Raw genomic sequence first — 24772 nt, 5'->3', positions numbered from 1 at the left:
CATGCGGAAAGAATGGGCCAAATTCAAGGGGTTTAGCGCCAAGAATCTCCCGAAAGAGGAGCCTCTTGCTCCCGGACACCGGGCCTGTCAAGGTTGCGGAGAGGTCCTGGCCCTGAGGCTGGCCCTAAAGGCCCTGGGTCTGAACGTTATCGCCGTGAGCGCCACCGGTTGCATGGAGATCATCTCTAGTCCCTTTCCCTATACCTCCTGGCGGGTACCCTGGCTCCATGTAGCCTTTGAGAACGCGGCTGCCGTGGCCTCGGGGGTGGAAGCCGCCCTTAAGGCCTTGAAGCGCAAAGGGCGTTTCCCCAAAAATCGCCGGGTAGATGTGGTGGCCTTTGCTGGAGACGGAGGCACGGCGGACATCGGGCTTCAGGCCCTCTCCGGCGCCCTGGAGCGGGGGCACGACTTTGTCTATATCTGCCTGGATAACGAGGCTTACATGAATACCGGGGTCCAGCGTTCGAGCTGCACTCCTTACGGGGCCATGACCACCACCAGCCCTCCGGGGGCCAGGTCCTTCGGCCAGATGACCTGGAAGAAGAACGTCCCGGCCATTGCGGCGGCCCACAATATTCCTTATGTGGCCACGGCCACCCCGGCCTACTTCTTGGACCTCATGAATAAGGTCAAGAAGGCCGCTCTGGTGGACGGGCCGGCCTATGTGCACATCTATTCCCCCTGTCCTACCGGTTGGGGAACCAAGGGAGAAGATTCCATTACCCTGGCCAAACTTGCGGTGGAGACCCGGATCTTTCCCCTCTACGAGGTTATCGACGGGAAATATTACCTCACCCGGAAGGTGACCAAGCCTAAGCCCGTAGAGGAGTATCTCAAGCGCCAGCGCCGGTTCCGTCACCTCACCGAAGCCCAGATTCGGGAAATCCAGGAGCGGGTGGATGCGGAATACGAGCGGCTTCTCAAGCTAGCCGAGTGCCTCTAGAGGGCCTTGACAGGATCTTAGAGAGCCCTTTAAGTTTTAAATAACGGAGCGGGAATAGCTCAGGTGGTAGAGCGCCACCTTGCCAAGGTGGAGGTCGCGGGTTCGAGTCCCGTTTCCCGCTCCAATTTTCTTTTTAGGACTTAATTCATGGGAGTTGTCCGGGCAGAGGTTATCCTTTCCAATCCTCGAAGGTCTGATATTTCCCCTTTGAAAGTAAAGGCCTTGGTGGATACCGGAGCCCTCCATCTTTGCATCCCCGAACATGTTTGCCTCCAATTGGGGCTGGAGGAGCTGGAAAAGAGCGAGGTGATACTGGCTACGGGAGAAAGACGCCTGGTTTCTTATGTAGGACCGATAGAGGTCTCCTTCAAAAAGAGGCGTTCTTTCTGTGGGGCCTTGGTTATGGGCGATGAGGTCCTCTTTTCCCCTTGAGGATATGGATTTGGTAATCCTACCCGGGAGACGGAAGCTAGAGGTAAATCCGGAAAGTCCTAATGTTCCGGTAAGTATAGCCAAATAGGAGGGGGGTATGGAGATTACTTTTTACGGGCATGCGACCTTCAAGATAGTCACCCCCAAGGGAGTGAAGATCCTTATCGACCCTTGGCTTACCAACCCCCAGGCCCCCAAGGAGATCGACCGTGGCCCCTACGATCTCATCCTCATCACCCACGCCCATGGGGATCACCTGGGAGAGGCCCTGGAGGTGGCCGAAGGAGCCGAGGTGGTGGCCATTCATGAGATTCAGCAGTGGCTGGCCGCCCGCGGGGTTCAAAAGGCCACCGGCATGAATATCGGCGGGACCTACGCCACCCGGGGCCTTAAGATCACCATGGTGCCGGCCCTTCACAGCTCCTCTTTTCCGGACGGCACTTATGGGGGGGAACCCTGCGGCTTCGTGATCGAAATGGAAGACGGCCAACGGATCTATCACGCCGGAGACACCGGCCTTTTTGCCGAAATGGCCTTCATCGGGGAGCTCTACCGTCCGGAGGTAGCCCTCCTTCCCATCGGGAGTCACTACGTGATGGGGCCCCGGGAGGCGGCTAAGGCCTGCGAACTTCTCCAGCCGAAAATGGTGGTCCCCATGCACTACGGGACCTTCCCCGTGCTCTCCGGGACCCCGGAGGAGCTGGAAGAAGCCCTAGCCGCCCGGGGCCTTTCGGTGGAAGTAAAAGTGCTCTCCCCGGGAGAGACTCTCCGGATCTGAGGCTTCGGCCGTGCCCCCGGTGATCACCCTGGTGGGACCGCATGCGGTGGGAAAGACCACCGTGGGGGAAGCTCTGGTGCGGATTCTCACCTTCCGGGGGCTTTCTGTAGGAGTCCTCAAGTCCACCAAGGAGGCCTCCGGCGAGACCGATCGACCGGGGACGGATACCACCCGCTACCGGGCCGCCGGGGCCCAAAAAGTGGCCCTCTGGGGAAGAGAAATCCTCGTAAGCTATCAAGAGGCTCCGGAGCGGGAGGCCTTCTTCGAGGTCCTCTTTCGGCACTATTCCGACTGTGATCTGGTGCTGGCCGAGGGCTTCAAGGGGCTTTCTTTTCTTCCCAAAATCGAGGTGGCCCGCAAGGAGATTTCCGAAAAACTTCTCGAACTTCCCGGGACTATAGCCGTGGTGGCGGACTTCCGCCCGGAGACCAGACTTCCGGTCTTCGAGTTCGAGGAAAAGGAGGCCCTGGCGGACTTCATTTCCGAGCGTTTGGGTCGCGGGCTGGAACCCCAGGTGGAGCTCCTGGTAGACGGCCGGCCGGTGGGGCTAAAACGGTTCGTCCGCGAGGCTCTTGCCGGAACCCTCCTTGGGTTTCTGTCTAGCCTCCGAGGAGTGTCCCCCCAAAGGCAGACCATAGAGATTCGTCTCAACTTACCAGAAAAACGTAAATAAAAACGAAAATAGCCAGAATAAGCTGAATCAGGAAAAAATTTGCTCGTGGAACCAATCCTTCGAATTCTTTGCGATAAAAATAAAAAGATACGTAAATTCCTCCAGCATACCCCAGGGCCAACAAAAAGAGATTGAGGGCCACCAGAACCGTTTCCGGGACCGCAAAATGAAAACCGACAAAGGCGGAGATCCCCAGCTGACGGCCCAAGGTGGGCAAAAAGTCTCCCACATTCTGAAGAAAGTAACGCAGGCGGTAAATAAGCTCTCCGGTAAAGGCCAGGGGCATAACCACGGGGATCATGGGAGAGAAACGACCGAAAAGCTCGTCTTCGTAATAGACAAAAAGGATGGAACCCAGGCGAATGAGCTGGATAAAGACCAGGGTGGTCAGGGCGAAAAGGAGGGTAAAGCCCGCGGTTTTCCCTAAGCCTAGAGGACTCACTATCTGTGAAAAGTAAGGGCCTTCGTAGATAAAGCGGGCCACCTGAGAGCCCATAAGAAGGGGGATCACGTAGCTGCAGGTGATATAACGCCCCTTGTTGATGATCTGCTCCCGAAAGGGATGGCGCAAGTAGAGGGCCGGCGAGTCGTGTTCGCAGAGGATGAGACAGTGTCCGCAGACCAGACAGACCAGATTGTTCTTGGCGTGATAGGCCCCGAGGAAGACCGGACAGGGTTTAAGTCCGTTGCGCCCGCGCCGACAGGCAAAGGTCTTGCACTGGGAACACTTCTTAAGGTCGGCCCGGAATTCGGTAAGGGCCATGGTGGAGGCCGAACCGATGATCTTGCCCAAGGGACAGAGATAGCGGCACCAGGTGTAGCCCCGAAAGAGGATCCCGCAGACCGTAGCCCCGCCCACGATGGCCAGAAGAAGAAGGGCCGTAAGAAAAGGGGATTCTTTCATGCCCGTTACCGTTTCGGCCCAGATGATGAAAAAGAAACCGGCGGTGGCCAGGTGCAGGCCTTTACAGGTCAGCCATTTTGGAGGATTTTTCAATCGGGAGAGACCCAGATGCTGTAAAAGCCGGGCCAGCCCCGGGAAGGGGCAGAAGGCACACCACATACGCCCTACAAAAAACCAAGAGAGCACTACACTGGTCCACCAAATCCCCCAGGCCACAAAAAGCATGGCGTTGCGCCGGGGATCCTGAGGCCCAAAAAGCCCCAAAAGGATAAGAATCAAGAAAACTAAATCCCCAAAGCCCCGAATATAGGCAAAATAGCGCCGATTATAAAAAAATCTTTTGAGCGCAGGAAATTCTTCAAAGAGATTCAAGCGTCCGTTCGTGAGATCCAGGACAAAGAGGGTCTTAATAATCCTCTTCCAGCGCCTCATGCCCTCATTCTAACCACCAATTTTTAAGAGGGCTTGCCATTGAGAAATATTTCACAAAACTGGGGCCGGGGGTCCGGGCCTTAACAAAGGTCGGCCTTGAGGGTAAGCTTTGCGGCGTGTCGGAGGAGCGTCAGAAAACCTCAGAAAGGATCTTTGTAACCGAAGTGGTCTTGCGGGAAGGCTGGCCCGGGATCCATGTGGAGTCCGAGGGGGCTTTCCCCCTGCACACTTTAGTTCTCGTGGAATTTCCTGAAGGGCGCCGGGAGGTGGCCCGAACGGTCTCCCGCAGTGTGCCCCTTCCGCTGCCCGCCGGCCGTCTCCCCAGGGCTCTGCGTAAGGCTAATCGGAGTGAGATCCGACGATGGCAGGAAAATATTAAGTTTGAGGAAAAGGCCGAGGAGCTTTGCCGGAAGTTCGCCGCGGAGCTGGGGCTAGAGATGAAACTGACCCGGGTGGAAAGACTTTTTGATCGGAGCAAGATCATCTTCTACTACACCGCCGAGGGGCGCATCGATTTTCGGGAGCTCGTGCGGCAGCTGGTTCGGGCCCTGCGCACCCGAATCGAGATGCGCCAGATCGGGGTGCGCAACGAGGCCGCCCTGCACGGGGGGCTGGCCTGTTGTGGCCGGGAGCTGTGCTGTGCGGCCTTCCTCAAAGAGTTTGCCCCGGTGTCCATCCGCATGGCCAAGGAACAGAGCCTCCCCTTGGACCCGGAAAAGATCTCCGGGGTCTGCGGACGGCTCCTCTGTTGCCTTCTTTACGAACACCATGTCTATCAGGAACTTTCCCGGAGCCTTCCCAAGCTGGGTAAAAGGATCCGCACCCCGGTGGGGCCCTGCCGGGTGGTGCGTTACAATATCTTTCGTCAGACGGTGGTCCTGGAAAACCAAGAGGGCCGGGAGGTGGAAATCCCGGCTGAGGAATTGCGCCAGATCCTGTCCGAAAACCAGGAGGGGGCGTAGATGGCCTTTTATATCACCACGCCCATCTACTACGTAAACGCCGAACCCCACCTGGGGCACGCCTACACCACGGTGGTGGCCGATGTGGTGGCCCGTCTCAAGCGTCTTAAAGGGGAGGAGGTCTTTTTTCTTACCGGGACCGACGAACACGGAGACAAGATCGTACGGGCGGCGGAGGCTGCCGGGCTTTCCCCTCAAGAATATGTGGATCGTATCGCGGAAAAATTCCGCCGAACCTGGCCTCTTCTCCACATCGAATATTCCCGTTTCATCCGCACTACGGACCCGGCCCACAAACGGGTGGTCCAGCGGGTGCTGGACGAACTTTACCAAAAGGGAGAGCTCTCCTTCGGAGAATATGAGGGGCTTTATTGCTTCGGTTGCGAGCGTTTTCTCACCCCGAAGGAATTGGTGGATGGGGTGTGTCCGGACCACCGCACCCCTCCCACCCCCCTTAAGGAAGCCAACTATTTTTTTGACCTGGCCCGCCATCAGGAATGGCTTCTCGACCACCTCAAAGGCCATCCGGATTTCATCCAACCCCCGGGCTATCGGGAAGAGGTCCTGGGTCTTCTGCGGGAACCTTTAGAGCCCCTTTGCATCTCCCGCCCCAAGAGTCGTCTTTCCTGGGGGATCGAATTTCCCTTCGACCCCCGTTTTGTTACCTACGTCTGGTTTGACGCCCTTCTTAATTATCTTTCGGGCATCGGCTATCCCGAAGATCCCTCCTGGCCCAAGTGGTGGGCCGCCGCGGAGCACGTGATCGCCAAGGACATCCTCAAGCCACACGCGGTTTACTGGCCCATCATGCTCCGGGCCATGGGGCTTCCTCCCTACCGCAGGCTCCACGTCCACGGCTACTGGAATCTCAATCAGGCCAAGATGTCTAAGAGCCTGGGGAATGTGGTGCGGCCGGAGGATCTGGTGGCTCGCTACGGGGCGGACCGAGTTCGTTATTTCCTCCTGCGGGAGATGGCCTTTGGCCAGGACGCGGAATTCAGCGAGGAGGCCCTGGTGGTGCGCACCAATGCCGAGCTGGCCAATGACTTCGGGAACCTGGTCTTCCGCACCCTCTCCATGGTGAAAAAGTACTTCGGAGGGGAAGTCCCCTCCCCCGGAGAGGAGGCCCCGGAAGATCGCGAGCTGGCCGAAGGGGTCCTTTCTCGGGTGCAGGCCTATCTAGAGGAGATGGAGGCCTTCCGGTTCCACCGAGGGTTAGCTCTGCTCAACGAGGCCGTTAATCTGGCCAATCGCTATGTGGATCGCGTCGCCCCTTGGGAGCTCCACAAGAAGGGGGTGCAGGCCCGACTTTCCCGGGTGCTCTATCAGCTTCTCGAAGGCCTGCGGGTCCTGGCGGTGGCCCTTTCCCCGGTCATGCCGCGATCCTCGGAAATCCTTTTGCAAAATTTGGGACTTTCCCCGGCGGAAGAACTTTCGGCAGAGGCGGCCCTCAGCTGGGGACGCCTCAAGCCTGGGGGGCGAGTGGAACGAGGTCCGGTGCTTTTTCCACGGCTGGAAAAGCCCCTCTTTGAGGAGGAAAAGCCTTCGGAGGAGGAAAAGATGGCCGAAAATCTCTACCCCCTTGAAGAATTCAAGAAGTGGGATCTGCGGGTGGCAGAGGTGGTGGCTGCCGAAAGGGTCCCGGGGACGGATCGCCTCCTCAAACTCACCGTGCGCTGTCCGGAGGAACGCACGGTGGTGGCCGGTATTGCCGAACATTACCGGCCGGAAGAATTGGTGGGCAAGAAGGTGGTCCTGGTGGCCAACCTCAAACCGGCCAAGATCCGGGGCGTCCTCTCTCAGGGGATGATTCTTGCAGCCAAAGACTCCTCGGGCCTTAAACTCCTGGTGCCCGAAGGGGAAGTGGAGCCCGGAGCGGAGGTGGGTTAGGATGGAAGGCCGCAGAATAGCCTCCCTTCTTCTTTCCACCTTGAGACTTTATCACGATCCGGTGGCCGTAACCTTCCTTACCGGGGACTCTCCTTCCGGACTTCCGCGCCCTAAAAATCGCCTCTCCCTGTGTCAGGTGTTGGCCCATGTGCGGGAGGTGGGAGAGCCTGTGTTGGTCCTTCCGGAGGATCTGCACTGCCAGACCGCGGCCTTTGTGTGCGGCTGGCCCTTCAAAGAAGAAAAGGTCCGTAAGACGCTTTCTAAGTTCCTCAAACCCGAGCCTGCCGAGAACCTTTACCGGAAAAGGCCTCGCCTTCCGGAAGGGGCCTTCCGGGGTTTTCTCTTTGAACCCTTGGCCCGGGTAGAGGGTCAGCCCCAGGCCGTCCTCCTGGTGGTGGATGCCCTTCAGGCCGCCCATCTCTTAGACTTTTATCTTTATGCCGAAGGGCTTCCGGAGCTCCCCCTTACTCACTATCCCAATGCGGCCGTCTGCGGGACCATGGTCAAGGCCTATCTCGAAGACCGGCCGGTACTTTCGCTCCCTTGTCCCGGGGCCTTCTCCTCCGGGAAGATGGACCGGGGAGAACTGGTTTTGGGCTTTTCCACCCGGGCCTTCCTCCAAGTGGTCTCCGTGCTGGAAGAGAAGGCCTCCCAGGGGAAGGTTTCATTTTTGGGCGGGGCCCATCTCGTGGGAGAGGATATTTGCCGCAACTGTCCCCTCATCGCCTTCAAGGAAAAATGAAAGAGAGGCTGCGCGATCTCATCCTGAAGCTGGCCAGCATCCGCAGCGAAAGCGGAAGGGAGGCGGAAATCCTGGCCTTTATCGAAGGCTGGCTTTCGGCCCGGGGGCTTCCTACCCTGCGCCAGGAGGTCCCCGGCTGTGCGCCCAACCTCCTGGTCTTCTTTTCCCAAGACCCCGAACTCCTCCTCACCACCCATGTGGACACCGTGCCCCCGGAGCTGGGCCTTTATCCTCCTCGGGCCGAAGGAGATCAGCTCTACGGCCTGGGAGTCTGTGATGCCAAGGCGGGGGTAGCCCTTCTCATGCTTTTAGCGGAAGAATTCGCGGGAAGAAGTCTCCCTTTGGCCCTGGCCTTTCTGGTGGACGAAGAAAACGAGGGCCGAGGTTCGGCCCGGCTGGCCGAGGAGTATCGCTTTCCCTCCGCGGTGGTCCTGGAGCCCACCCATCTCACCGTGGCCATTGCCGAGGGCGGGTCCATAGAATACGAAGTGGAGGTGAGGGGGCGGGCGGTGCACGGGAGTCTCGCCTTCCGGGGAGAAAACGCCATCGAGCGGGCTATGGAGGTGGTAAGCGGGCTCAAGCGCCTTCCCTTTCTTTACGAGGAGCATCCCATGCTGGGGCCTTCGGGATTCAACGTGGAGAAATTCATGGGAGGCGATGGACAGCTCCGGGTCCCCGACCGGGTAGAGCTAGAGATCGAATTCCGGATCCTTCCGGGACAGAATTTGGCAACCATTCGGCAGGAGATCGAAAATTACTTCCGTCAATTCTCTTGGGTGAGCTTTCGGGTAAAGGATATCTCGGAGGCCTACAGTCTTTCCCGAGAGGCCCGGGTGGTGAAGCTTCTTTCCGAAGCCTTTGAGCGGGCCACCGGACGGGAGGCCGTCCTTTCCGGAATGCCTAGCTGGACCGACGCCGCCCATCTGGCCGCGGCGGGTACGGAAGCCGTGGTCTTCGGTCCGGGGGATCTCGCCCTCTGTCACACCCCGGAGGAGACCCTTTCGCTTTCCGAGGCGGAGACCGCCTGGCGAGTCCTTAAGGAACTGGCCCTTTCCCTCTCCTGAAGCTCTTTTTCCATGCGCAACCAGACTCCGGCCTTCTCCGTAATCTGAAACCCCATTTTTTCGTAGAAATGCCGGGCCCGCTGGTTGTGTTCTCCCACCCAGAGGGCCACCCGGGAAAAACCCCGACGGGAAAGATAGTCCAGGGCCTCCTGCATGAGTTTTTCCGCAAGGCTTCTGCCCCGCCACTCCGGGGAAACCACGATCTCGTGGATCTCAGGCACCGGTCCCATTTCCTCTAGGGCCACGAACCCCACCGGTTCCTCTCCCTCGAAGGCCACCCAGAAGGCTCCCCGGGCGTGTTTGAAAAGCCACTTGAGATAGCGCTTGATCCTCCGACGGCCAATTTCCGCGTAGCGCAGATCCTCCTGGTAGGCCCGTTCGTAAAGCTCCACCAGCTTTTCCAGAAGTTCGGGATGGGGACGATCTATTTTTTTAAGGTGCATAGTTCAGACCTTGCAGGGTTGGGGCTTCCTTATAAAATAAACCCTAAGCCGAGGTGGCGGAACTGGCAGACGCGGTGGACTCAAAATCCACTGGGCCTCGCGCCCGTGCGGGTTCGACTCCCGCCCTCGGCACCACCTCCTCCGATCTCCTTTCCCTCAATCCGGTCTTCCCTGGAGAGGGAGGCTTGGGTTAGAATAATTGAAAAATCCTGTGGGGGTAAGGCATGCGTAAATGGGGACTCTTGATGCTGGTCTTTTTTCTTGCAGCCTGTACGGCCAGAAGCCAAGGAACCGGGGGAAAGGCCCCGGTGAGCCCGGCGACCCCGCCGACGCCGGTTCTCCAACCTACGGAGCTCCCAGATCTAGTCCTGCCGAGTGAGATGAAAATCGACCGGGACCGCACCCTTATTGTAAAGACTCCCACTTACGTGGGAGGTCTCCTGGTAGCCCGGGGGCGGGTGACCGTAGATTCCCTGGTAAAGTTCTTTGAGCGCCAGATGCTGGCCCGGGGATGGGAGGAGATGGGCCGCATCCAGTACAAGAACATGCTCCTGGCCTTCAAACGTCCCAACGGAAGCTGTTTCATTTACATCAGCGAGACCTCCTTTGGCAACGTGGAGGTGAAGATCTGGGCCAGCGAAACCCTGGGAGCCCCTCCGCAGGGTCCTTCCCCTACAGGCTACTAGATGCTTGAAGGCCGTCAGATCCTTCTGGGAATCTGTGGGGGGATCGCCGCTTACAAGAGTGCGGAGCTGTGCCGGGCCCTGGTGCGTCAGGGGGCCCGGGTACGGACCGTGCTCACCACCGGGGCCGAGGCCTTTGTCTCCCCCCTCCTTTTTGAGACCTTAAGCCGGGACCGGGCCTTTCGTCAGAGAGACTTTCTGGCCCCTCAAGGAGGTCTTATCCCTCATACGGATCTTGCGGCCTGGGCCGAGGCGGTGGTGGTGGCCCCGGCCACGGCCAGTTTTTTGGCCAAGCTCTCCCGGGGGGAACCCTCGGACCTTCTTACGGCCATCATTATGGCCTTTTCCGGACCGGTGCTCCTGGCCCCGGCCATGAACGTGAACATGTGGCGGCATCCGGCCACCCAGGAAAACGTGGCCCGGCTGCGGGAATTCGGCTATCGGGTAGTGGAGCCCGGAGAAGGGGCCCTGGCCTGTGGCCTTAGCGGCCCGGGGAGACTACCCCCCCTCGAAGACTTGCTTTTCGAGATCGAAAGCCTCCTTTCCGAAAAGCCCCTTTCCGGAAAGCGCGTTCTCATCACCGGTGGGCCTACTCGGGAACCCATTGATGCCGTGCGCTTTATCTCTAACCCCTCCTCCGGAAGGATGGCCGTAGCCCTGGCCCGGGCGGCCCTTCTCCTAGGGGCCGAGGTCCATCTGGTACACGGACCCCTTTCGGTGGCCCCCCCTAAAGGGGTGCGGACCTATCCGGTCGGCAGGGCCGAAGAGATGCTGGCCCAGGCCCGCCGGCTCTTTCCAGAATGCGAAATAGCCATCCTGGCCGCCGCGGTCTGCGATCTGGCTCCGGAAAGGGGTCTTCCCGGGAAGACCCCCAAAGAAGACCTTCCGCGAGAGCTCCGGCTGCGGCCTACCCCGGATATCGCCCGGGAGCTTGCGGCCATAAGGCGTCCGGGACAGATCCTGGTAGGTTTTGCCCTAGAAGAGAGGGAAAGGCTCCCGGAGCGGGCCTTAAAAAAACTCTCCGAAAAGGGCTTCGACTTTCTGGCGGCCAATCCCCTGGAAAGTTTCGAAGCCGAAGATACAGAAGTGCTTTTCTTTTCCTCCCAGAGGCCTTCTCCGCAAGTCTTCAAGGGTTCAAAGGAAAGGGTGGCCCTGGACCTTTTAAGGGAGGTGGCCCGTGCCCTATGCGGCCAGACTTAAAAAGGTCCAGCGTTGGCTTCGCCGGCGCGGGGGTGGGGCCCTCTTGGTATCCTCTCCGGAAAATCGGCGCTACCTTGCCGGGTTTTCTCCGGAAGATGTAAGCCTCAAGGAATCGGCCGGGTTTCTCCTGATCACCCCTCAGGAGGCCTTCCTCCTTACCGACCCCCGCTATCGGGAAGAGGCCGCGGAAAATCCCTTCTTTGAGCCCGTGATTTATCACCGAGGCCTGGCCGAGGCCCTGGCCCCCCTCATTCGTAAGCTGGGCCTTCGGCGGCTTTTTTACGAGGAAATCTACCTCTCCTGTGCCCGCCTTAAGGCCCTCAGGCGCAAACTTCCCCGAGTAAAAATGGAAGGGGTCTCCGGAGTAGTGGAAAGGTTGCGGGAGACCAAGGATCCCGAGGAAATCCGTCTTCTTAAAGAGGCCGAGGCCCGGGCCCGGGAGATTTTGAAGATTCTGGACCAAGAAATCCGTCCGGGGCGCACGGAACGGGAGATGGCCTGGCGCATCCTGGAGTTGAGTTATCGTCTGGGAGAAGGCCCCTCCTTCCCGCCCATTGTAGCCAGCGGTCCGCTGGCCGCCCGCCCGCATGCCGAACCCACCGAGCGCGTTCTCCAGGAGGGAGAGGCGGTGATTGTGGATCTGGGGGTGCGTTACCGGGGCTATTGTTCGGACCTCACCCGGACCTTTTTCCTGGGAAAGGTCCCCGAAAGGCTCCGGGAGGCCTTTTACTTAGTAAAGGAGGCCCAAAGGCTGGCCCGGCCGCTTATGCAACCGGGCCGAAAAGTGGCGGAGGCCGATCGAGCCGTGCGGTCCCTTTTCCGCAAGCACGGGGTCCTCCAAAACTACCTCCATTCTCTGGGACACGGACTGGGGCTCGAGGTGCATGAAACCCCACCGGTCTCCTACCGGAGCCGGCGCCGGTTCCGCAAGGGTCAGGTGGTAACTCTGGAGCCCGGTCTCTATTTTCCCGGGCTCGGTGGGGTACGGGAAGAAGAGATGGTCTATCTCCTTTAGGCTGCGGAAAGGGCCTCCACCACCTGCAGGGGAGGATGTAACTCTAGGCCCAGACAGGCGGCAATTTCCTCAAAGTTTTCCAGGCTCTTTTCAGCCAGGGCCTTTACCGTATCCGGAGAAAGCTTAAGGAGCGGGGCCTCGGAGAGGACCTTCCGGGGATTGAGGTCTCCACTTACCGAAGGGAGCTTGGCCGCCAGGGCCACCACCCCGATGGGAGTCTCCAGAAAACCGATCTCCGCCACCTCCGCCAGGGACTGAGTATGAAGCCCCACACAACAGACCAGGACATCCGGGAGCTTCCAGTGCCGGAGGACCCAGGCCCCGGCCTGGGCATGATCCCAGGAGAGCATTTCCCTTTCCACCTCATGCAAGGTTCGCCGGCGGTCGTCCTGCCAGGTCTCGTAAACCTTGCGGTAGCCCTCGTACCAACTAGTCATAAGGACCGGAAGGGCTACATCTTCAAGGAGGGCCCCGGCAAAGGCCTCCTCCGGGTCAAGATCAAGATGCCGGGCGGTCTCCCGGGCAAAAAGGGCCCGAAAGAGGGAATCCTCCCAGAAGACGCGGAGGTCAAAACCCTCCACTTCGGGGTCTTCCAGGGTTTTGACCACCCCGTAGGAAAGGACCAGGGTCTCGATCTCTTTGAGACCGAGAAGGGTCACCGCCTCGCGAATGCGACTTACCTTGCGCGGGAGACCGAAATAGGCCGAATTGACCAGCTTGAGGACCCGGGAGGCCAGGGCGGGGTCCTTTTCGATAAGAGGGGCCAGCTCCGCCGGAGTGGTCTCGGGCTGGGCGATACGCTCCAGGATCTGGAGGACCACCTGAGGCAGGGGCGGCGGGGAAAAGTCCTTAAAGATTTTCGCGAAATCTCCGGTCACCAGGGTGGCATACTGGGAGACTTTCTTCAGGAACTTGAGCATCCCACCGACCTCTAAGGCTGTGGTATGATACACAAAAATCTCCGGGGTGTCCATCTGTGAGCCGACTTTCCTGGGAGATAGCCAAGCTTTTCCGGTGGCGCTTTTTTTATCAGGCCACCCGGTGGGATGTCCGCAAACTTACGGCCCTCTATGTGCTTTCCGGAAGTTTTTTGAGTCTTTCCACCCTGGGCTTTGCGGCCTACTTTCTCAACTGGCCCCTTATCTTTCCGGCCCTGGGGCCTACGGCCTTTCTTATCTTCTATTCCCCGGCCCGCTCCATATCCTGGCCCCGGAACTCCCTCCTGGGACATCTCCTGGCCCTGGCCTGCGGCCTCGGGGCCTACTTCCTCCTGGTCTGGCTGTTCCCGGAGGCCTTGAAGGCCGAAAGCTTTACCCTCACGGAGATCTTCTTGGTCTGTGGGGCTGTGGCTCTAACGGGACTCCTCCTGGTGCTTTTCAATCTTCAACACCCTCCGGCCGCGGCCACGGCTATGCTGGCCGCCGCGGGCTACTTCTCCTCCCCGGAAAACATTCTGGGTTTCCTCCTGGCCCTGATCCTTCTTCTCTTGGAAGGGCTCTTCCTTCACCGCCTCTCCGGGGTGGTCTACCCCCTGTGGACCATTCCGGGAGAGAAGGAAGAACCTCCCATCCGGACTAAATTAGGAGAGGTGGGCGAAGGCGGGCATCTTTCCGATCCTTACGCCCGCCTCGCCCACCGGCTGACCACGCGGAGAGGCTAAGGTTACTTCATCTCCTCGAAATCGGCGTCGATGACCTCGTCGCCGCCCTTCTTTTCCTCCGAGGTCCCTCCAGCCTCGCCGGCCCCGGAGGTTCCCCCGGTCTGGGCCCCGCCGGCCTGTTTGTAAACCATTTCCGCCAGCCGGTAGGAGACCCGGGTGAGTTCGTCGGTGGCCCGGCGAATGGCCTCTACATCTGTGCCCTCCATGGCCTTGCGCAACTCGGCAATCTTCTCCTCCACCTCCTTGCGCAGGTCCTCGGGCACCTTGTCCCCGAGATCGCGCAGGGATTTCTCGGTGGAGTAGATGAGGCTGTCGGCCTGGTTGCGGGCCTCGGCCAGCTCCCGCCGCTTGCGGTCCTCCTCGGCGTGGGCCTCCGCCTCTTTAATCATGCGCTGGATCTCCTCCTCGGAAAGGCCGGAGGAGGGCTTGACCACGATGGATTGCTCCTTTCCGGTGCCCAGATCTTTGGCCGTTACGTGAAGGATTCCGTCGGCGTCAATGTCAAAGGTTACTTCGATCTGGGGCACTCCCCGCGGGGCCGGGGGAATGCCCACCAGCTCGAAGCGGGCAATGCTCTTATTGTCCGCAGCCATGGGGCGTTCGCCCTGAAGGACATGGATGGTCACCGAGGTCTGGTTGTCGGCCGCGGTGGTAAAGATCTGGCTCTTGCGGGTAGGGATGGTGGTGCCTCGGGGAATGATCACCGTAAAGACTCCGCCCAAGGTCTCGATACCCAAGGAAAGGGGGGTCACATCCAGGAGGAGCACGTCTTTGACCTCTCCCTTGAGGACCCCGGCCTGGATGGCCGCCCCCATGGCCACCACCTCGTCCGGGTTCACCCCCTTGACCGGATCCTTCCCGAAGATCTCCTTGACCTTCTGCTGTACCCGGGGCATGCGGGTCATACCCCCTACCAGGATGACCTCGTCTATATCCTGGGGGGTGATCCCGGCGTCCTTCATAGCGATACGGCAGGGCTCCTCCAGGCGCTGGATGAGATCCTCCACCAGAGACTCGAGCTTGGCTCGGGTGAGCTTCATCACCAGGTGTTTGGGGCCGGAGGCATCTGCAGTAATAAAGGGCAGGTTGATCTCCGTTTCCGTTACCGTAGAGAGCTCGATCTTGGCCTTTTCCGCGGCCTCCTTGAGCCGCTGGAGGGCCATCCGGTCCTGCCGCAGATCAATCCCGTGCTCCTTCTTAAACTCCTCGGCGATATAGTCCACGATGCGCATGTCAAAGTCCTCACCGCCGAGGAAGGTATCTCCGGATGTGGCCTTGACCTCGAAGACCCCCTCGCCAATCTCTAGGATAGAGATGTCGAAGGTCCCGCCTCCCAGGTCGAAGACCGCCACCGTACCTTCTTTTTTCTTGTCTAGCCCGTAGGCCAGACAGGCCGCGGTGGGCTCATTGATAATCCGTAGGACATTGAGCCCGGCGATGCGTCCGGCGTCCTTCGTGGCCTGGCGCTGGGTATCGTCGAAATAGGCCGGAACCGTAATGACCACGTCCTTGACCGGCTGCCCCAGATACTCCTCCAAGTCCTCCTTGATCTTGCGCAGGATCATGGCCGAGATTTCCGGGGGACTGTAACGTTTGCCCCGGACCTCCACATGCGCGTCTCCGTTGGGGGCCTTGACGATCTTGTAGGGCACCCGCTTGGCCCATTCCTGGACCACCGGGTCATCAAACTTGCGCCCCATCAGGCGCTTGATCCCGAAGATGGTGTTTTCGGCGTTGGTGATGGCCTGTCGCTTGGCTAGAAGACCTACCAGGATCTCCCCACTTTCCTGAAAGGCCACCACCGAGGGCGTGGTGCGCGTGCCTTCCCGGTTGGGGATGACCTCCGGTTCCCCACCTTTGAGAATGGCCGCACAGGAGTTGGTCGTCCCCAGGTCGATACCCACAATGGGACCGGTAGCCTTTTCTTTTTCCGCCATCTTCCCTTACCTCCTAGGTTTCGGATTTGTGGGAGTGCCCCTCCGAGGGCGTTTCTTTCTCCTCTTTGGCCGGACGCTTGGCCACCGCCACCAGCGCCGGCCGAATCACCCGATCGTGTAACCGATAACCCTTCTGATAGACCCGCACCACCGTGCCTTCGGGATGCTCCTCGGTCTCTTCAAGGTGCAGGGCCTCGTGGTGGTGCGGATTAAAATTCTCCCCTAGGACCGCCTCAAACTGCTGGAGCCCAAATTTTTCCATAGACTGGATGAGGCCCTTGAGGGTAAGGGCCACCCCCTCGATAAGGACCTTCACGTCCTGAGACTTCTCGGCGGCCTCGAGGGCCCGTTCCAGATTGTCAATGGAGGGAAGGAGCTCCCGGAAGACCTGCTCCAGGGCGTATTTATAAAACTCTTCCTTCTCGCGCTTTACCGCCTTTTTGAGGTTTTCCACCTCCGCGGCAAAGCGCAGGGCCCTCTCCTGCCACAGCCGACACTCCTCCTGAAGCCGCTCCCATTCGGCCCGCGGAACCTCCACCTTTTCTTCCTCCTTCGGGGCCTCGGCCTCGCGGGCCTCTCGGGTCTCCTTTTCGTCTTTTTCCACCGGGATCATAAAGAAACTCCCCGCCTTGAGTTTTTGAGGATTTCCTTGCGGCTAGAGAGAAGTTAAGTTCAGGAGGAGAGCTTGTCCAGTCTCCGGGAAAGCTCCCGGGCGGCGAATTCCACTAGGGGAACCAGGCGGGCGTAGGCCATGCGCATGGGACCGATGACCGCCAGTCCCCCCACCGGGACCTCCCGCCAGGTGTAGGAGGCCACCACCGCCCCACACTGTCGGAAAGGACAGCGGGCCTCGGGATGGCCGATGAGAACCTGAGGGGTGCGGGCAGCCAGACACCGGTCGATGAGTTGCACGAGAAGACGCTTCTCCTCAAAGGCCCGCAGAATCTCCCTCAGGCGAGAAAGGTCTTGAAATTCAGGAAGATCAAGCAGGCGGTTGAGACCCTCCACCACCGGTTCTCCCTCTCCCTGAGAGAGGGTCCGAAAAATTTCCTCGAGAAGCTCCCTTTCGTTTTCAAGCTCTAAAGAGAGGAGACGGCGCAATTCCTCTAGAGTGAGACCCGGCAGTCGCTCGTTGAGGATCCGGGCTAGGCGTTCCAGTTCCTCCCCGGAAAGGTCTTCCGGGGCTTGAAAGAGGCGATGGATGACCAGGCCGGAGGCACTCACGGCCACGGCCAGGACGACCCCCCGGGAGAGGGGCACGAAATCCAGCTTGACCAACTTTTCAAACTCCAGTTTGGGAGCGGTCACGATGACCGGGAAGCCCGAAAGCCCGGAAAGGATATGGGTGACCGAACGGAGGAGTTCCCCCCAGCCCCCGGAGGGCTCCTCTGGAAGGGAGGTCTCGATGAGGTGTCGCGTTTTTTCCGGAAGGGGTTCCGGTTCCATGAGATGTTCCACGTAATAACGGAAACCCTCCTCCGTGGGCACCCGACCGGCCGAGGTATGGGGCTGGGCCAGAAGGCCCAGGTCTTCGAGATCGGCCATCACATTGCGGATGGTGGCCGGAGAGAGCGGGGGACGAAAACGTTTGGCTACCGTGCGCGAGCCCACCGGGGCCGCGGTCTCAATATATTCTTCAGTGACCAGCGAAAGGACCCTTTCGTGCCTTTCGCTGAGTCCGTAAAACTCCCGCATCCCTTCCACTATCTTCTCCTCTTTAGCCCCTGTCAAGCGCTGGCCAGGGTCTAAAAGTCACTTATAATTTTAAACACGAGATCGGACTAGAGGGAGGTGAGCGAATATGTCCCACACCCTGAGGACCTTCCTTCTCCTGGCGGCCCTTACGGCCCTTTTCCTGATCGTGGGGGACCTTATCGGGGGGCGCTCCGGGGCTATGGTGGCCCTCATTATGGCCCTCTTTATGAATCTTTTCGCCTACTGGTTCTCGGACAAGCTGGCTCTGGCCATGAGCGGGGCCCGGCCGGTGGCCGAACATGAAGACCCCGAACTCCACGCCCTGGTAGCCGACCTGGCTCGCCGGGCCGGTCTTCCTAAGCCCCGGGTCTATATGATTCCCACCGAGACCCCCAATGCCTTTGCCACCGGGCGCAATCCCCAAAACGCCGCCGTGGCGGTGACCGCAGGGATTCGGCGTCTTCTCACCCGGGAAGAACTGGAAGGGGTGCTGGCCCACGAGCTGGCCCACATTAAAAATCGGGATATCCTGATCTCCTCCATGGCCGCGGTGATCGCCGGGGCTATCTCCTACCTGGCCTACATGGGACAGTGGGCCCTTTTTTGGGGCGGCTTCGGAGACGACGATGATCGGGGAAATCCCCTAGCCCTCCTCGGGATCCTTCTGGCGGTCATCCTGGCCCCCATTGCGGCCACCCTTATCCAGCTGGCCATAAGCCGCAGCCGGGAATACCTAGCCGATGCCACCGGGGCCCGCATCTGTCGTTGTCCGCTGGCCCTGGCCCAGGCCTTGGAGAAACTGGAGGCCTGGAATCGTCAACTTCCCATGAAGGTCAATCCGGCCCAGGCTCAGATGTTCATCGTTAATCCCCTCTCCGGGGACACCCTGATGCGTCTCTTCTCCACCCACCCCCCCATCGAAGATCGCATCGCCCGGCTGCTAGAGATGGCCCGGAGGTTTTGATTTGCGCAAACTTTCCCTGCTTCTTCTCCTCCTGGTCCTTTCCGCCTGCGCGGTGGAGACCGGGCCCCCGGTGTCCCCGGAAGAGCTCTCCCGGGCCCAGACCGAAATCTGGGAGATCAAACTCCGGGAATATCTGCACTGCGAGGACCGGGTGGGCCGGGTCCTGGTACGTATCCTTCCGGTCACCGAGCATGACGAACCTCATCCCTGGTTTCTGGTTAAAATCATAGACCTTTCCCGAACCCCTCCGGAGGTAGATCGGGCCCTTTCCCGGATCTTTGCCGAAAGCCTTCCGGAAAAGGGCTATCTGGTGACTTTCGTTCACCCGGCCCTAAAGAGGCAGGGTCTTTCCCCGGGAGAGGTTATCCAGCACCTTGAGACCCAGCGCCTTCGCCTGGGGGCTCCGGTAAGGCTGACCCTTGCGGACGGAAGGCTCCTTTCTCTCAAACCCCCGGTGATCTACACCGAGCCTGTGGATTTCCGGATCGTGGATAGCCCGGAGCCCAACGCCTGGGTCACCCCGGAAAACCGCATGTATGTCACTCTGGCCCTCTGCCGGACGCTGCCTGACGACCACGAGCTGGCCGCGGTGGTGGGCCACGAACTGGCCCACCTCAAGCGGGGGCATCTTAAAAAACAGATGACCCTCCTCACCCTGCGGGACCTTCTGGGAATCGGGGTCTATGCCCTCGGAGGGCAGACGGCTCAAGATCTCTATCGCCTGGGAGCCAACTTCGCCCTCCTTAAGTTCTCTCGGGACCAGGAACGAGAGGCCGATTTTTACGGTCTCTGGTACACCTATCGTGCGGGTTACAATCTGGAAAAGGCGGCCCAGGTGTGGGTCCATCTGGCGGCGGTACTTCCCCCCGGAGGGCCTTCTCTCCTTTCTACCCACCCCCCTACCGCCGAGCGCCTGGCCCGTATCCGCAAGATCGTAGCCGCCATCCGGTCCGGAAAGACCTTTGAAGAACTCCGCGGGGGGAATTGAGCGTGCTTCCCGCGGAAGTCCTTTTTCTCCGGCGCCTCCTGCGTTTTCTGCGTCCCTACTGGCCTCTGGTAGTCCTGGCCATCTTCTTTTCCCTCCTGGCCTCCCTTACCTCCGGAGGGATCGCCTGGATGGTCAAACCGGTGATGGACCGGGTCTTTCTCTCCCGCAATTATGCTTATCTCCGTCTTCTCCCCCCGGCCATCCTCCTCTTTTTTAGCCTGCGGGGGGTGGCCTCCCTCCTTCAGGCCTATTTCATGCGCAAGGCCTCGCTTTCCATGGTCAACGACCTCCGGGCCCTCCTTTTCCGCAAGCTGGTCCATTTGCCTCTTCTGCGTTTTGAAGAAGAGGGCAGCGGGCGCAACCTTTCTCGGGTGCTCAACGACACCCTGGTAATTGAGCCCGTCCTGAGCACGGTCTTTCAGGTCTTTCTCCTGGAAGGCTTCAATGTGCTCGTGCTCACCGGGGTGGCGCTTTCCCGCAGCCCTGGACTCACCCTTCTTTCCCTGGTGGTCCTTCCGGGGATCGCTTATGGGGGCCAACATCTGGCCCGCAGGGTGCGTCGACACCGACGCCGGGCCCAGCAGACCATCGGGGAGCTTACCCACCACCTTACCGAGACCTTCCAGGGCCTGAGGGAAATCAAGCTTTACGGACGCACCGAGGGGGTCCTGCGCCTTTTTCGCCGGGGAATCGACCGCTACGCTGAGCTTCTTCTCAAGATCACCAAGTACCGGGAGGGATCCAAAAGCCTGGTGGATGTGATGACCGGAGTGGGCGGGGCACTCATCGTGGCCGCAGGAAGTTATCTCATTGCCCGGGGAGAGATCACCCCCGGGACCTTCTTTTCCGTGCTTACGGCCATCCTTATGCTCTTTACCCCTATCCGGAAACTGGCCCGCTCCTACACCGGGCTTTCCGACGCCCGGGCCGCCTGGGAGCGCCTGGAGGAGATCCTGCGCCTTCCGGAAGAAACCGGAGGTCGCCTTCCGGCCCCGGACCTCAGAGAAGGAATACGCCTGGAGGGGGTCTCCTTCCGCTATCCTGAGGCCGAAGATTGGGCCTTGCGGGATATAGAGCTGGAGATCCCCGCCGGCAAAGTGACCGCCCTGGTGGGCCCCAGCGGGGCCGGAAAATCCACCCTGGCCGCCCTTCTTCCCCGGTTTTTCGACCCCACCGAAGGACGCCTCTTCTGGGACGGGATGGACCTCCGGGAGCTTGACCTTTCCTCCCTCCGAGAGCACATCGGGCTGGTCTCTCAGGAGATCGTGGTCTTCAACGCCACCGTGGCCGAAAATATTGCCCTGGGCCGTCCCGGGGCCAGCCGAAGAGAAATAGAAGAAGCCGCCCGACTGGCCAACGCCCACGAATTCATCGTGCGTCTGCCTCAGGGCTACGACACCCTGCTCGGCGAGGGAGGGCTCTCCCTTTCCGGGGGGCAAAAACAGCGCTTGGCCATCGCCCGGGCCCTCTTGCGCAACCCCTCCCTCCTCATTCTGGACGAGGCTACCAGTCATCTGGATCCGCTCTCCGAAAAGCTGGTCCAGGAGGCCCTCTCCCGCCTCATGCAGGGGCGGACTACCCTGGTCATCGCCCACCGCCTTTCCACCATCCGCCATGCGGACAAGATCGTAGTCCTCGAAGGGGGACGCAAGGTGGCCGAAGGGGCGCACGAGGAGCTTCTGGCTTCCTGCGAACTCTATCGCCAGCTCTACCGACTCTTTGAGCCCTCAAGCGTTTCGTAGCGCCAGGCCACCATGAGAAAAAGGGCCGCCGTCTCCGCGCGCAGGATATAGGGTCCCAGGGAAAGGGGCCGGAATCCGGCCTCCCGCAGGAGGGCGGCCTCCTCCGCCGAAAAACCCCCCTCCGAGCCGGAGGCCAGGGCCATCTCTCGGGGAAATTCCTTGAGAAAGAGCCGTAAACTTTCTCCCCCGCCCTCATAGGCAAAGCCCCGGTGCCCGGCCGAAATCCGGGAAAGCACCTCCGGAAGCTCCCCCGGAGGGTGGATCTCCGGCAACCGAAGACGTCCGCTCTGTTTGAGGGCCTGAACCGCCCGGCGACGCAGTCTCTCCAGGGTCCTTTCCGAAGGCCGCACCACCGCCCGCAGAGAAACAAAGGGAAAAATGTGGGTCACCCCGAGTTCGGTGGCCTTTTCCACCAGAAATTCCGTGCGCCCTCCCTTGAGAAGGGGCAGCAGGAACTCCAGCCGGAAGACAGGCTCGGGCTCGGTGCGCAAGAGGGTTTCCGGGAGCACGGCCACCTCTCTCCGGCTCACCCGCAGGATGCGGGCGGCAAACTCCCGCCCCTGGCCATCGATCAAACGGACCTCCTCTCCGGGGGAGAGCCGGCGCACTTCGCGTAGGTGATGGGCCTCCTCCGGGTCCAGGACCAGCTCCTTACCCTCCCGGATCTGTGAGGCGAAAAAGCGGGGAAGGCTCATACCCTTAGATTGACCTTCTCTAAGGCCTCCTTTAGGCCCCGAAACCCCCGGGCCTCGGCTACCCCGGAAAAGAGGGCTTCCGCATCCTTCACCCTCACTCCGGAAAGGAGGCTCATCGGAAAATCGCAAAAGACCTCCGGGGCCAGAGGGGTGCTCGGTCCGAGGAGGACTACCTCCCGGGCCCTTTGAATTTGCTCCAGAATGTCTTCCAGGGTCCGGTTGAGGATGGTCACCGCGGTCACGAAGACCAAAGTGGCCCGGGGCAGGAAAACGGGCATCTCGGTCTCTGGAAGGAGCCCCGGGCCCAGACGCTCGCCCTTTTCAAAGATCCAGAGATGCTTAACCTTGCGGGAAAGTTTGCGCGCCAGGGGCTCGAAATGCCCGACCATGGCCACCTCGTCTTCGGGCCGAGGGCGTACCAGCTCCAGAACGTCCCCTTCCAGCAGAGGAAGCTTTCGGCTATTGAAAAGGGCATTGACCGTAGCCAGGGCTACGGAGCGCTCGAGAGGATGGGTCGAAAGGAGATGGCGCAGGGCCAGATCCGCCGGCCGCCCCCGAAAGGAGACCTCCGGGGGGAGATAGTCGCAACAGCCGGGTTCAAAGAGGGTGTAGGCCAGCCCGCACCGTCCATCCGAAAGCTCCACCGCAGTATAGCCCAAGCCGATGAAAACCCGCCTGAGGATCCTTCCCCGGGCCAGGGGAGTAGCGGCCTCGACTAAGGCCTCCTCAAGCCTCATGTCCAAAGATCCGGTTAACAAGCTTTTCGGCAAGCTCCCGGAAGACCCGCCCGGCCTCCAGACTTTCGTCCAAGGCCACGGGCTCCCGCCGGCGATTGACCTCGGGCTCGAGAGGCACCCGGGCCAGAAGCGGCACCCCCAGCTCCCGGGCCAGACGCGCCCCTCCTCCTTCCCCAAAGACCGGCACCTCTCGGCCCTCCACCCGGAGATAGGCCATGTTTTCCACCAGCCCCAGGATGGGTACCTTGAGATCCTCGAACATACGGGCACAGCGCCGCACATCGGCCACCGAAAGCTCCTGAGGGGTGGTCACCAGGATCACCCCCCGGGGTTGATAGGTATGGCAGACCGAAAGGGGAGCATCCCCCGTGCCCGGAGGGAGATCCACCAGAAGGAAATCCAGCGGACCCCATTCCACCACCTCGGCCAGTTCCCGCAGGGCCTTTCCCACCAGCGGACCCCGCCAGATGAAGGGCTGGCCCGGAGGGGCCAGGAAGGCAAAACTCATGACCTTGACCCCGTGACGCACCAGGGGCTGGATCTTACCCCCTACCACCTCCGGGCGTTCCTCTGCCTCAAAGCCCAGAAGAAGGGGAATATTAGGACCGTAAAGGTCGGCATCGAGGATTCCGCTCTTAAAACCCCGAAGCGAAAGGGCCACGGCCAGGTTCACCGTAACCGTACTTTTTCCCACCCCGCCCTTTCCGCTGGCCACCGCCAGCACAAAACGCACATCCCGAATGCCCAGGTGTTCCTTTTTCGGGGGGCCACCAAAGATTTGCGCCCTTTCCTCCGGGGTCATCACCGAAAGTTCCACCTCCACCTCTGAGACCCCGGGCACCGAAGCCACCGCCTGGCGCACCTCCTCGGCAATGCGCCGCTTAAGGGGGCAGCCCCCGGTAGTCAGGGCCACGGTGACCTTTACCCGGCCCCCTTCCGAGACCTCCACCTCCCGGATCATCCCCAGAGAGACCAGGTCCCGGTTGAGTTCCGGATCCTTAACCGTTTTGAGGATCTCTAGGATCTTTTCTCGCAGATCCGCCATTTAGGCACTCCTTAGCCTTCAGAGTCTCCACGAAGATATATCCATTCCACCTTCCATTTCTTCCGGGCCGGAAGGTCCTGCCACTCCTCCGGCGAGTATATCAGAAGATCTACCGGAACCGGGAGACCTCGGCCAGGGATCCAAAATAGCCCACCCTCAGGACCCGGGGGTCCCTTTTTCCCAAATCCTTCGCCCAGGCCTTAAGAGCCCGGAGAACCTCTTCCGCGGCTTGGTGGGCCGAAAAACAGGCCCACTCATAATAGCCGTCTCCCAGGTCCTTTTCGGCGTGGGCCAGATCCCATTCGGCCTGACGGAACCAGTCCCGGCTGCGGTCCGGCATCACTTAAGCCCCAATACATCCTGCATATCGTAGACCCCGGGGGCCCGGCCCACCACCCAGAGGGCCGCCCGCACCGCGCCCCGGGCGAAGGTGTCCCGGCTGGCCGCCCGGTGGGTAAGTTCCAGCCGCTCTCCCGGACCGGCAAAGAGTACGGTGTGTTCGCCCACGATCTCCCCGGCCCGCAGGGTCTGGATCCCGATCTCCCTCCGGGGACGCTCCCCGACAAGGCCCTCCCGACAGAACCGAAAGGAGGAATCGTCCCAGCCTCGGGCCCGGGCCGCCACCTGGGCCAGAGCCAGGGCGGTGCCGCTCGGGGCGTCCTTTTTCAGGCGATGATGGGCCTCTACGATCTCAATGTCGAAATCCTCCCCCAGGACCCGGGTGGCCAGCTCCACCAGCCGATAAAGGAGATTGATCCCCAGACTCATATTGTAGGCCTGTACCAGAGGAAAATGCTTGCGAGCCAGGTCGTGGATCTCCGCAAGCTCCTCTTTGGTAAAGCCGGTGGTCCCGATGACCATGGCCTTGCCATAGCGGGCGTTGAGTCGAGCGTGGGCCAGGGAGGCCTCATGAAAGGTGAAGTCGATGATCACCTCCCCCCGCTCGATAACCTTCTCCAGGGAATCCTCCACCACCACCCCGGTCCTTTCCGAAAGCCCCAGGACCTCGGCCACGTCTTGGCCCACCGCCGGGCTTCCGGGCCGCTCAAAGGCCGCGGCCAGTTCTATCCCTTCGGTCTGCAAGATATTCCGGATGATGGTGGAGCCCATGCGTCCTGCCGCTCCAGCCACAATGGCTCTGACCATAA

25 protein-coding genes, 2 tRNA genes and 1 pseudogene are annotated in these 24772 nt (G+C 60.5%); 17 read left to right on the top strand and 11 right to left on the bottom strand.

Annotated elements, in window-relative coordinates; genetic code table 11:
• Nucleotide 1 precedes the first annotated feature (1 nt).
• The 5 genes and pseudogenes from porB (at nucleotide 2) to mobB (ending at nucleotide 2826) form a co-directional block, all read left to right on the top strand.
• Nucleotides 2–943 carry a pyruvate synthase subunit PorB gene (gene porB / locus FVE67_RS02165; protein WP_168719035.1) on the top strand — a complete coding sequence of 314 codons (942 nt, stop codon included), beginning with the start codon at nucleotides 2–4 and terminating at the stop codon, nucleotides 941–943.
• A 48-nt stretch (nucleotides 944–991) separates the two neighbouring features.
• Nucleotides 992–1067: transfer RNA gene (locus tag FVE67_RS02160), tRNA-Gly, on the top strand.
• A 23-nt stretch (nucleotides 1068–1090) separates the two neighbouring features.
• Nucleotides 1091–1463, top strand: a pseudogene (locus FVE67_RS09530) (pepsin/retropepsin-like aspartic protease family protein).
• 9 nt (nucleotides 1464–1472) lie between these two features.
• Nucleotides 1473–2153: a metal-dependent hydrolase gene (locus FVE67_RS02150; RefSeq protein WP_168719034.1), complete on the top strand. Its 681-nt coding sequence runs from the start codon at nucleotides 1473–1475 to the stop codon at nucleotides 2151–2153.
• A 10-nt stretch (nucleotides 2154–2163) separates the two neighbouring features.
• Complete coding sequence (gene mobB / locus FVE67_RS02145) at nucleotides 2164–2826, top strand: molybdopterin-guanine dinucleotide biosynthesis protein B (protein ID WP_168719033.1); 663 nt, start codon at nucleotides 2164–2166, stop codon at nucleotides 2824–2826.
• Here mobB and FVE67_RS02140 read toward each other — a convergent pair.
• Entirely contained in the window at nucleotides 2801–4162 is a 1362-nt protein-coding gene (locus tag FVE67_RS02140) for a 4Fe-4S binding protein (RefSeq protein WP_168719032.1), read from the bottom strand. The two genes, mobB and FVE67_RS02140, sit on opposite strands and share 26 nt — an antisense overlap.
• A gap of 116 nt (nucleotides 4163–4278) precedes the next feature.
• On the opposite strand from FVE67_RS02140, the gene FVE67_RS02135 reads away from it, so the two are divergent.
• The 4 genes from FVE67_RS02135 to FVE67_RS02120 are packed head-to-tail and all read left to right on the top strand — an operon-like array spanning nucleotide 4279 to nucleotide 8820.
• Entirely contained in the window at nucleotides 4279–5124 is an 846-nt protein-coding gene (locus tag FVE67_RS02135) for a PSP1 domain-containing protein (protein WP_168719031.1), read from the top strand.
• Entirely contained in the window at nucleotides 5125–7014 is a 1890-nt protein-coding gene (gene metG, locus FVE67_RS02130) for a methionine--tRNA ligase (protein WP_168719030.1), read from the top strand. It begins immediately after the preceding gene.
• A gap of 1 nt (nucleotide 7015) precedes the next feature.
• Nucleotides 7016–7756 (top strand): DUF169 domain-containing protein, encoded by a 741-nt coding sequence (locus FVE67_RS02125; RefSeq protein WP_168719029.1) that lies wholly within the window; start codon nucleotides 7016–7018, stop codon nucleotides 7754–7756.
• A complete protein-coding gene (locus FVE67_RS02120) occupies nucleotides 7753–8820 on the top strand; it encodes a M20 family metallopeptidase (RefSeq protein WP_168719028.1) in 1068 nt (355 codons plus the stop codon). The genes FVE67_RS02125 and FVE67_RS02120 overlap by 4 nt, the downstream gene beginning before the upstream one ends.
• On the opposite strand, the gene FVE67_RS02115 is transcribed toward FVE67_RS02120, so the two are convergent.
• The gene (locus FVE67_RS02115; protein ID WP_168719027.1) at nucleotides 8736–9263 is read right to left on the bottom strand and encodes a GNAT family N-acetyltransferase; all 528 of its coding nucleotides are present in this window, start codon (nucleotides 9261–9263) and stop codon (nucleotides 8736–8738) included. The two genes, FVE67_RS02120 and FVE67_RS02115, sit on opposite strands and share 85 nt — an antisense overlap.
• Before the next feature lie 47 nt (nucleotides 9264–9310).
• Here FVE67_RS02115 and FVE67_RS02110 point away from each other — a divergent pair.
• The 4 genes from FVE67_RS02110 (at nucleotide 9311) to FVE67_RS02095 (ending at nucleotide 12161) form a co-directional block, all read left to right on the top strand.
• A tRNA-Leu gene (locus FVE67_RS02110) sits at nucleotides 9311–9398 on the top strand.
• Between the two features lie 89 nt (nucleotides 9399–9487).
• Nucleotides 9488–9949: a hypothetical protein gene (locus tag FVE67_RS02105; RefSeq protein ID WP_168719026.1), complete on the top strand. Its 462-nt coding sequence runs from the start codon at nucleotides 9488–9490 to the stop codon at nucleotides 9947–9949.
• On the top strand, nucleotides 9950–11146 hold the full coding sequence (coaBC, locus tag FVE67_RS02100) for a bifunctional phosphopantothenoylcysteine decarboxylase/phosphopantothenate--cysteine ligase CoaBC (protein ID WP_168719025.1): 1197 nt from the start codon (nucleotides 9950–9952) through the stop codon (nucleotides 11144–11146).
• Nucleotides 11124–12161 carry a M24 family metallopeptidase gene (locus FVE67_RS02095; protein ID WP_168719024.1) on the top strand — a complete coding sequence of 346 codons (1038 nt, stop codon included), beginning with the start codon at nucleotides 11124–11126 and terminating at the stop codon, nucleotides 12159–12161. Before coaBC ends, FVE67_RS02095 begins: the two co-directional genes overlap by 23 nt.
• Here the strand turns inward: FVE67_RS02095 and FVE67_RS02090 are convergent.
• The gene (locus FVE67_RS02090) at nucleotides 12158–13081 is read right to left on the bottom strand and encodes an HDOD domain-containing protein (RefSeq protein WP_168719023.1); all 924 of its coding nucleotides are present in this window, start codon (nucleotides 13079–13081) and stop codon (nucleotides 12158–12160) included. The genes FVE67_RS02095 and FVE67_RS02090 overlap by 4 nt on opposite strands.
• A 56-nt stretch (nucleotides 13082–13137) precedes the next feature.
• Here FVE67_RS02090 and FVE67_RS02085 point away from each other — a divergent pair, with 56 nt between their 5' ends.
• Nucleotides 13138–13821 (top strand): HPP family protein, encoded by a 684-nt coding sequence (locus tag FVE67_RS02085; protein ID WP_168719022.1) that lies wholly within the window; start codon nucleotides 13138–13140, stop codon nucleotides 13819–13821.
• Between the two features lie 2 nt (nucleotides 13822–13823).
• On the opposite strand, the gene dnaK is transcribed toward FVE67_RS02085, so the two are convergent.
• Genes dnaK through hrcA form a run of 3 tightly spaced genes read right to left on the bottom strand, consistent with a single transcriptional unit; the run spans nucleotide 13824 to nucleotide 17453 of the window.
• Complete coding sequence (gene dnaK, locus FVE67_RS02080) at nucleotides 13824–15758, bottom strand: molecular chaperone DnaK (protein WP_168719021.1); 1935 nt, start codon at nucleotides 15756–15758, stop codon at nucleotides 13824–13826.
• A gap of 13 nt (nucleotides 15759–15771) precedes the next feature.
• Nucleotides 15772–16371, bottom strand: a complete 600-nt coding sequence (gene grpE, locus FVE67_RS02075) for a nucleotide exchange factor GrpE (RefSeq protein ID WP_168719020.1) — start codon at nucleotides 16369–16371, stop codon at nucleotides 15772–15774.
• A gap of 59 nt (nucleotides 16372–16430) precedes the next feature.
• Nucleotides 16431–17453 carry a heat-inducible transcriptional repressor HrcA gene (hrcA, locus tag FVE67_RS02070; protein ID WP_168719019.1) on the bottom strand — a complete coding sequence of 341 codons (1023 nt, stop codon included), beginning with the start codon at nucleotides 17451–17453 and terminating at the stop codon, nucleotides 16431–16433.
• A 106-nt stretch (nucleotides 17454–17559) separates the two neighbouring features.
• Between hrcA and FVE67_RS02065 the strand changes: the two genes are divergently transcribed.
• The 3 genes from FVE67_RS02065 to FVE67_RS02055 are packed head-to-tail and all read left to right on the top strand — an operon-like array spanning nucleotide 17560 to nucleotide 21147.
• A complete protein-coding gene (locus FVE67_RS02065) occupies nucleotides 17560–18417 on the top strand; it encodes a zinc metalloprotease HtpX (RefSeq protein ID WP_168719018.1) in 858 nt (285 codons plus the stop codon).
• A gap of 1 nt (nucleotide 18418) precedes the next feature.
• Nucleotides 18419–19405, top strand: a complete 987-nt coding sequence (locus tag FVE67_RS02060) for a M48 family metallopeptidase (RefSeq protein WP_168719017.1) — start codon at nucleotides 18419–18421, stop codon at nucleotides 19403–19405.
• 2 nt (nucleotides 19406–19407) lie between these two features.
• Entirely contained in the window at nucleotides 19408–21147 is a 1740-nt protein-coding gene (locus FVE67_RS02055; protein WP_168719016.1) for an ABC transporter ATP-binding protein, read from the top strand.
• Here FVE67_RS02055 and FVE67_RS02050 read toward each other — a convergent pair.
• The 5 genes from FVE67_RS02050 to dapB all read right to left on the bottom strand — a co-directional run bounded on the left by FVE67_RS02050 (nucleotide 21114) and on the right by dapB (nucleotide 24770).
• The gene (locus FVE67_RS02050; RefSeq protein ID WP_168719015.1) at nucleotides 21114–21842 is read right to left on the bottom strand and encodes an RsmE family RNA methyltransferase; all 729 of its coding nucleotides are present in this window, start codon (nucleotides 21840–21842) and stop codon (nucleotides 21114–21116) included. The two genes, FVE67_RS02055 and FVE67_RS02050, sit on opposite strands and share 34 nt — an antisense overlap.
• Nucleotides 21839–22579: a DUF364 domain-containing protein gene (locus FVE67_RS02045; RefSeq protein ID WP_168719014.1), complete on the bottom strand. Its 741-nt coding sequence runs from the start codon at nucleotides 22577–22579 to the stop codon at nucleotides 21839–21841. The genes FVE67_RS02050 and FVE67_RS02045 overlap by 4 nt, the downstream gene beginning before the upstream one ends.
• Complete coding sequence (locus FVE67_RS02040; RefSeq protein ID WP_168719013.1) at nucleotides 22569–23624, bottom strand: Mrp/NBP35 family ATP-binding protein; 1056 nt, start codon at nucleotides 23622–23624, stop codon at nucleotides 22569–22571. The genes FVE67_RS02045 and FVE67_RS02040 overlap by 11 nt, the downstream gene beginning before the upstream one ends.
• 109 nt (nucleotides 23625–23733) lie before the next feature.
• Nucleotides 23734–23964 carry a HEPN domain-containing protein gene (locus FVE67_RS02035; protein ID WP_168719012.1) on the bottom strand — a complete coding sequence of 77 codons (231 nt, stop codon included), beginning with the start codon at nucleotides 23962–23964 and terminating at the stop codon, nucleotides 23734–23736.
• Nucleotides 23964–24770: a 4-hydroxy-tetrahydrodipicolinate reductase gene (gene dapB / locus FVE67_RS02030; RefSeq protein ID WP_168719011.1), complete on the bottom strand. Its 807-nt coding sequence runs from the start codon at nucleotides 24768–24770 to the stop codon at nucleotides 23964–23966. The genes FVE67_RS02035 and dapB overlap by 1 nt, the downstream gene beginning before the upstream one ends.
• Nucleotides 24771–24772 lie beyond the last annotated feature (2 nt).

Origin of the sequence: Thermosulfurimonas marina, assembly GCF_012317585.1 — a bacterium.
GTDB classification, from domain to species: domain Bacteria; phylum Desulfobacterota; class Thermodesulfobacteria; order Thermodesulfobacteriales; family Thermodesulfobacteriaceae; genus Thermosulfurimonas_A; species Thermosulfurimonas_A marina.
Note: the sequence above shows the minus strand (reverse complement) of the source record. Positions and strands in the feature narration are given on the sequence as shown.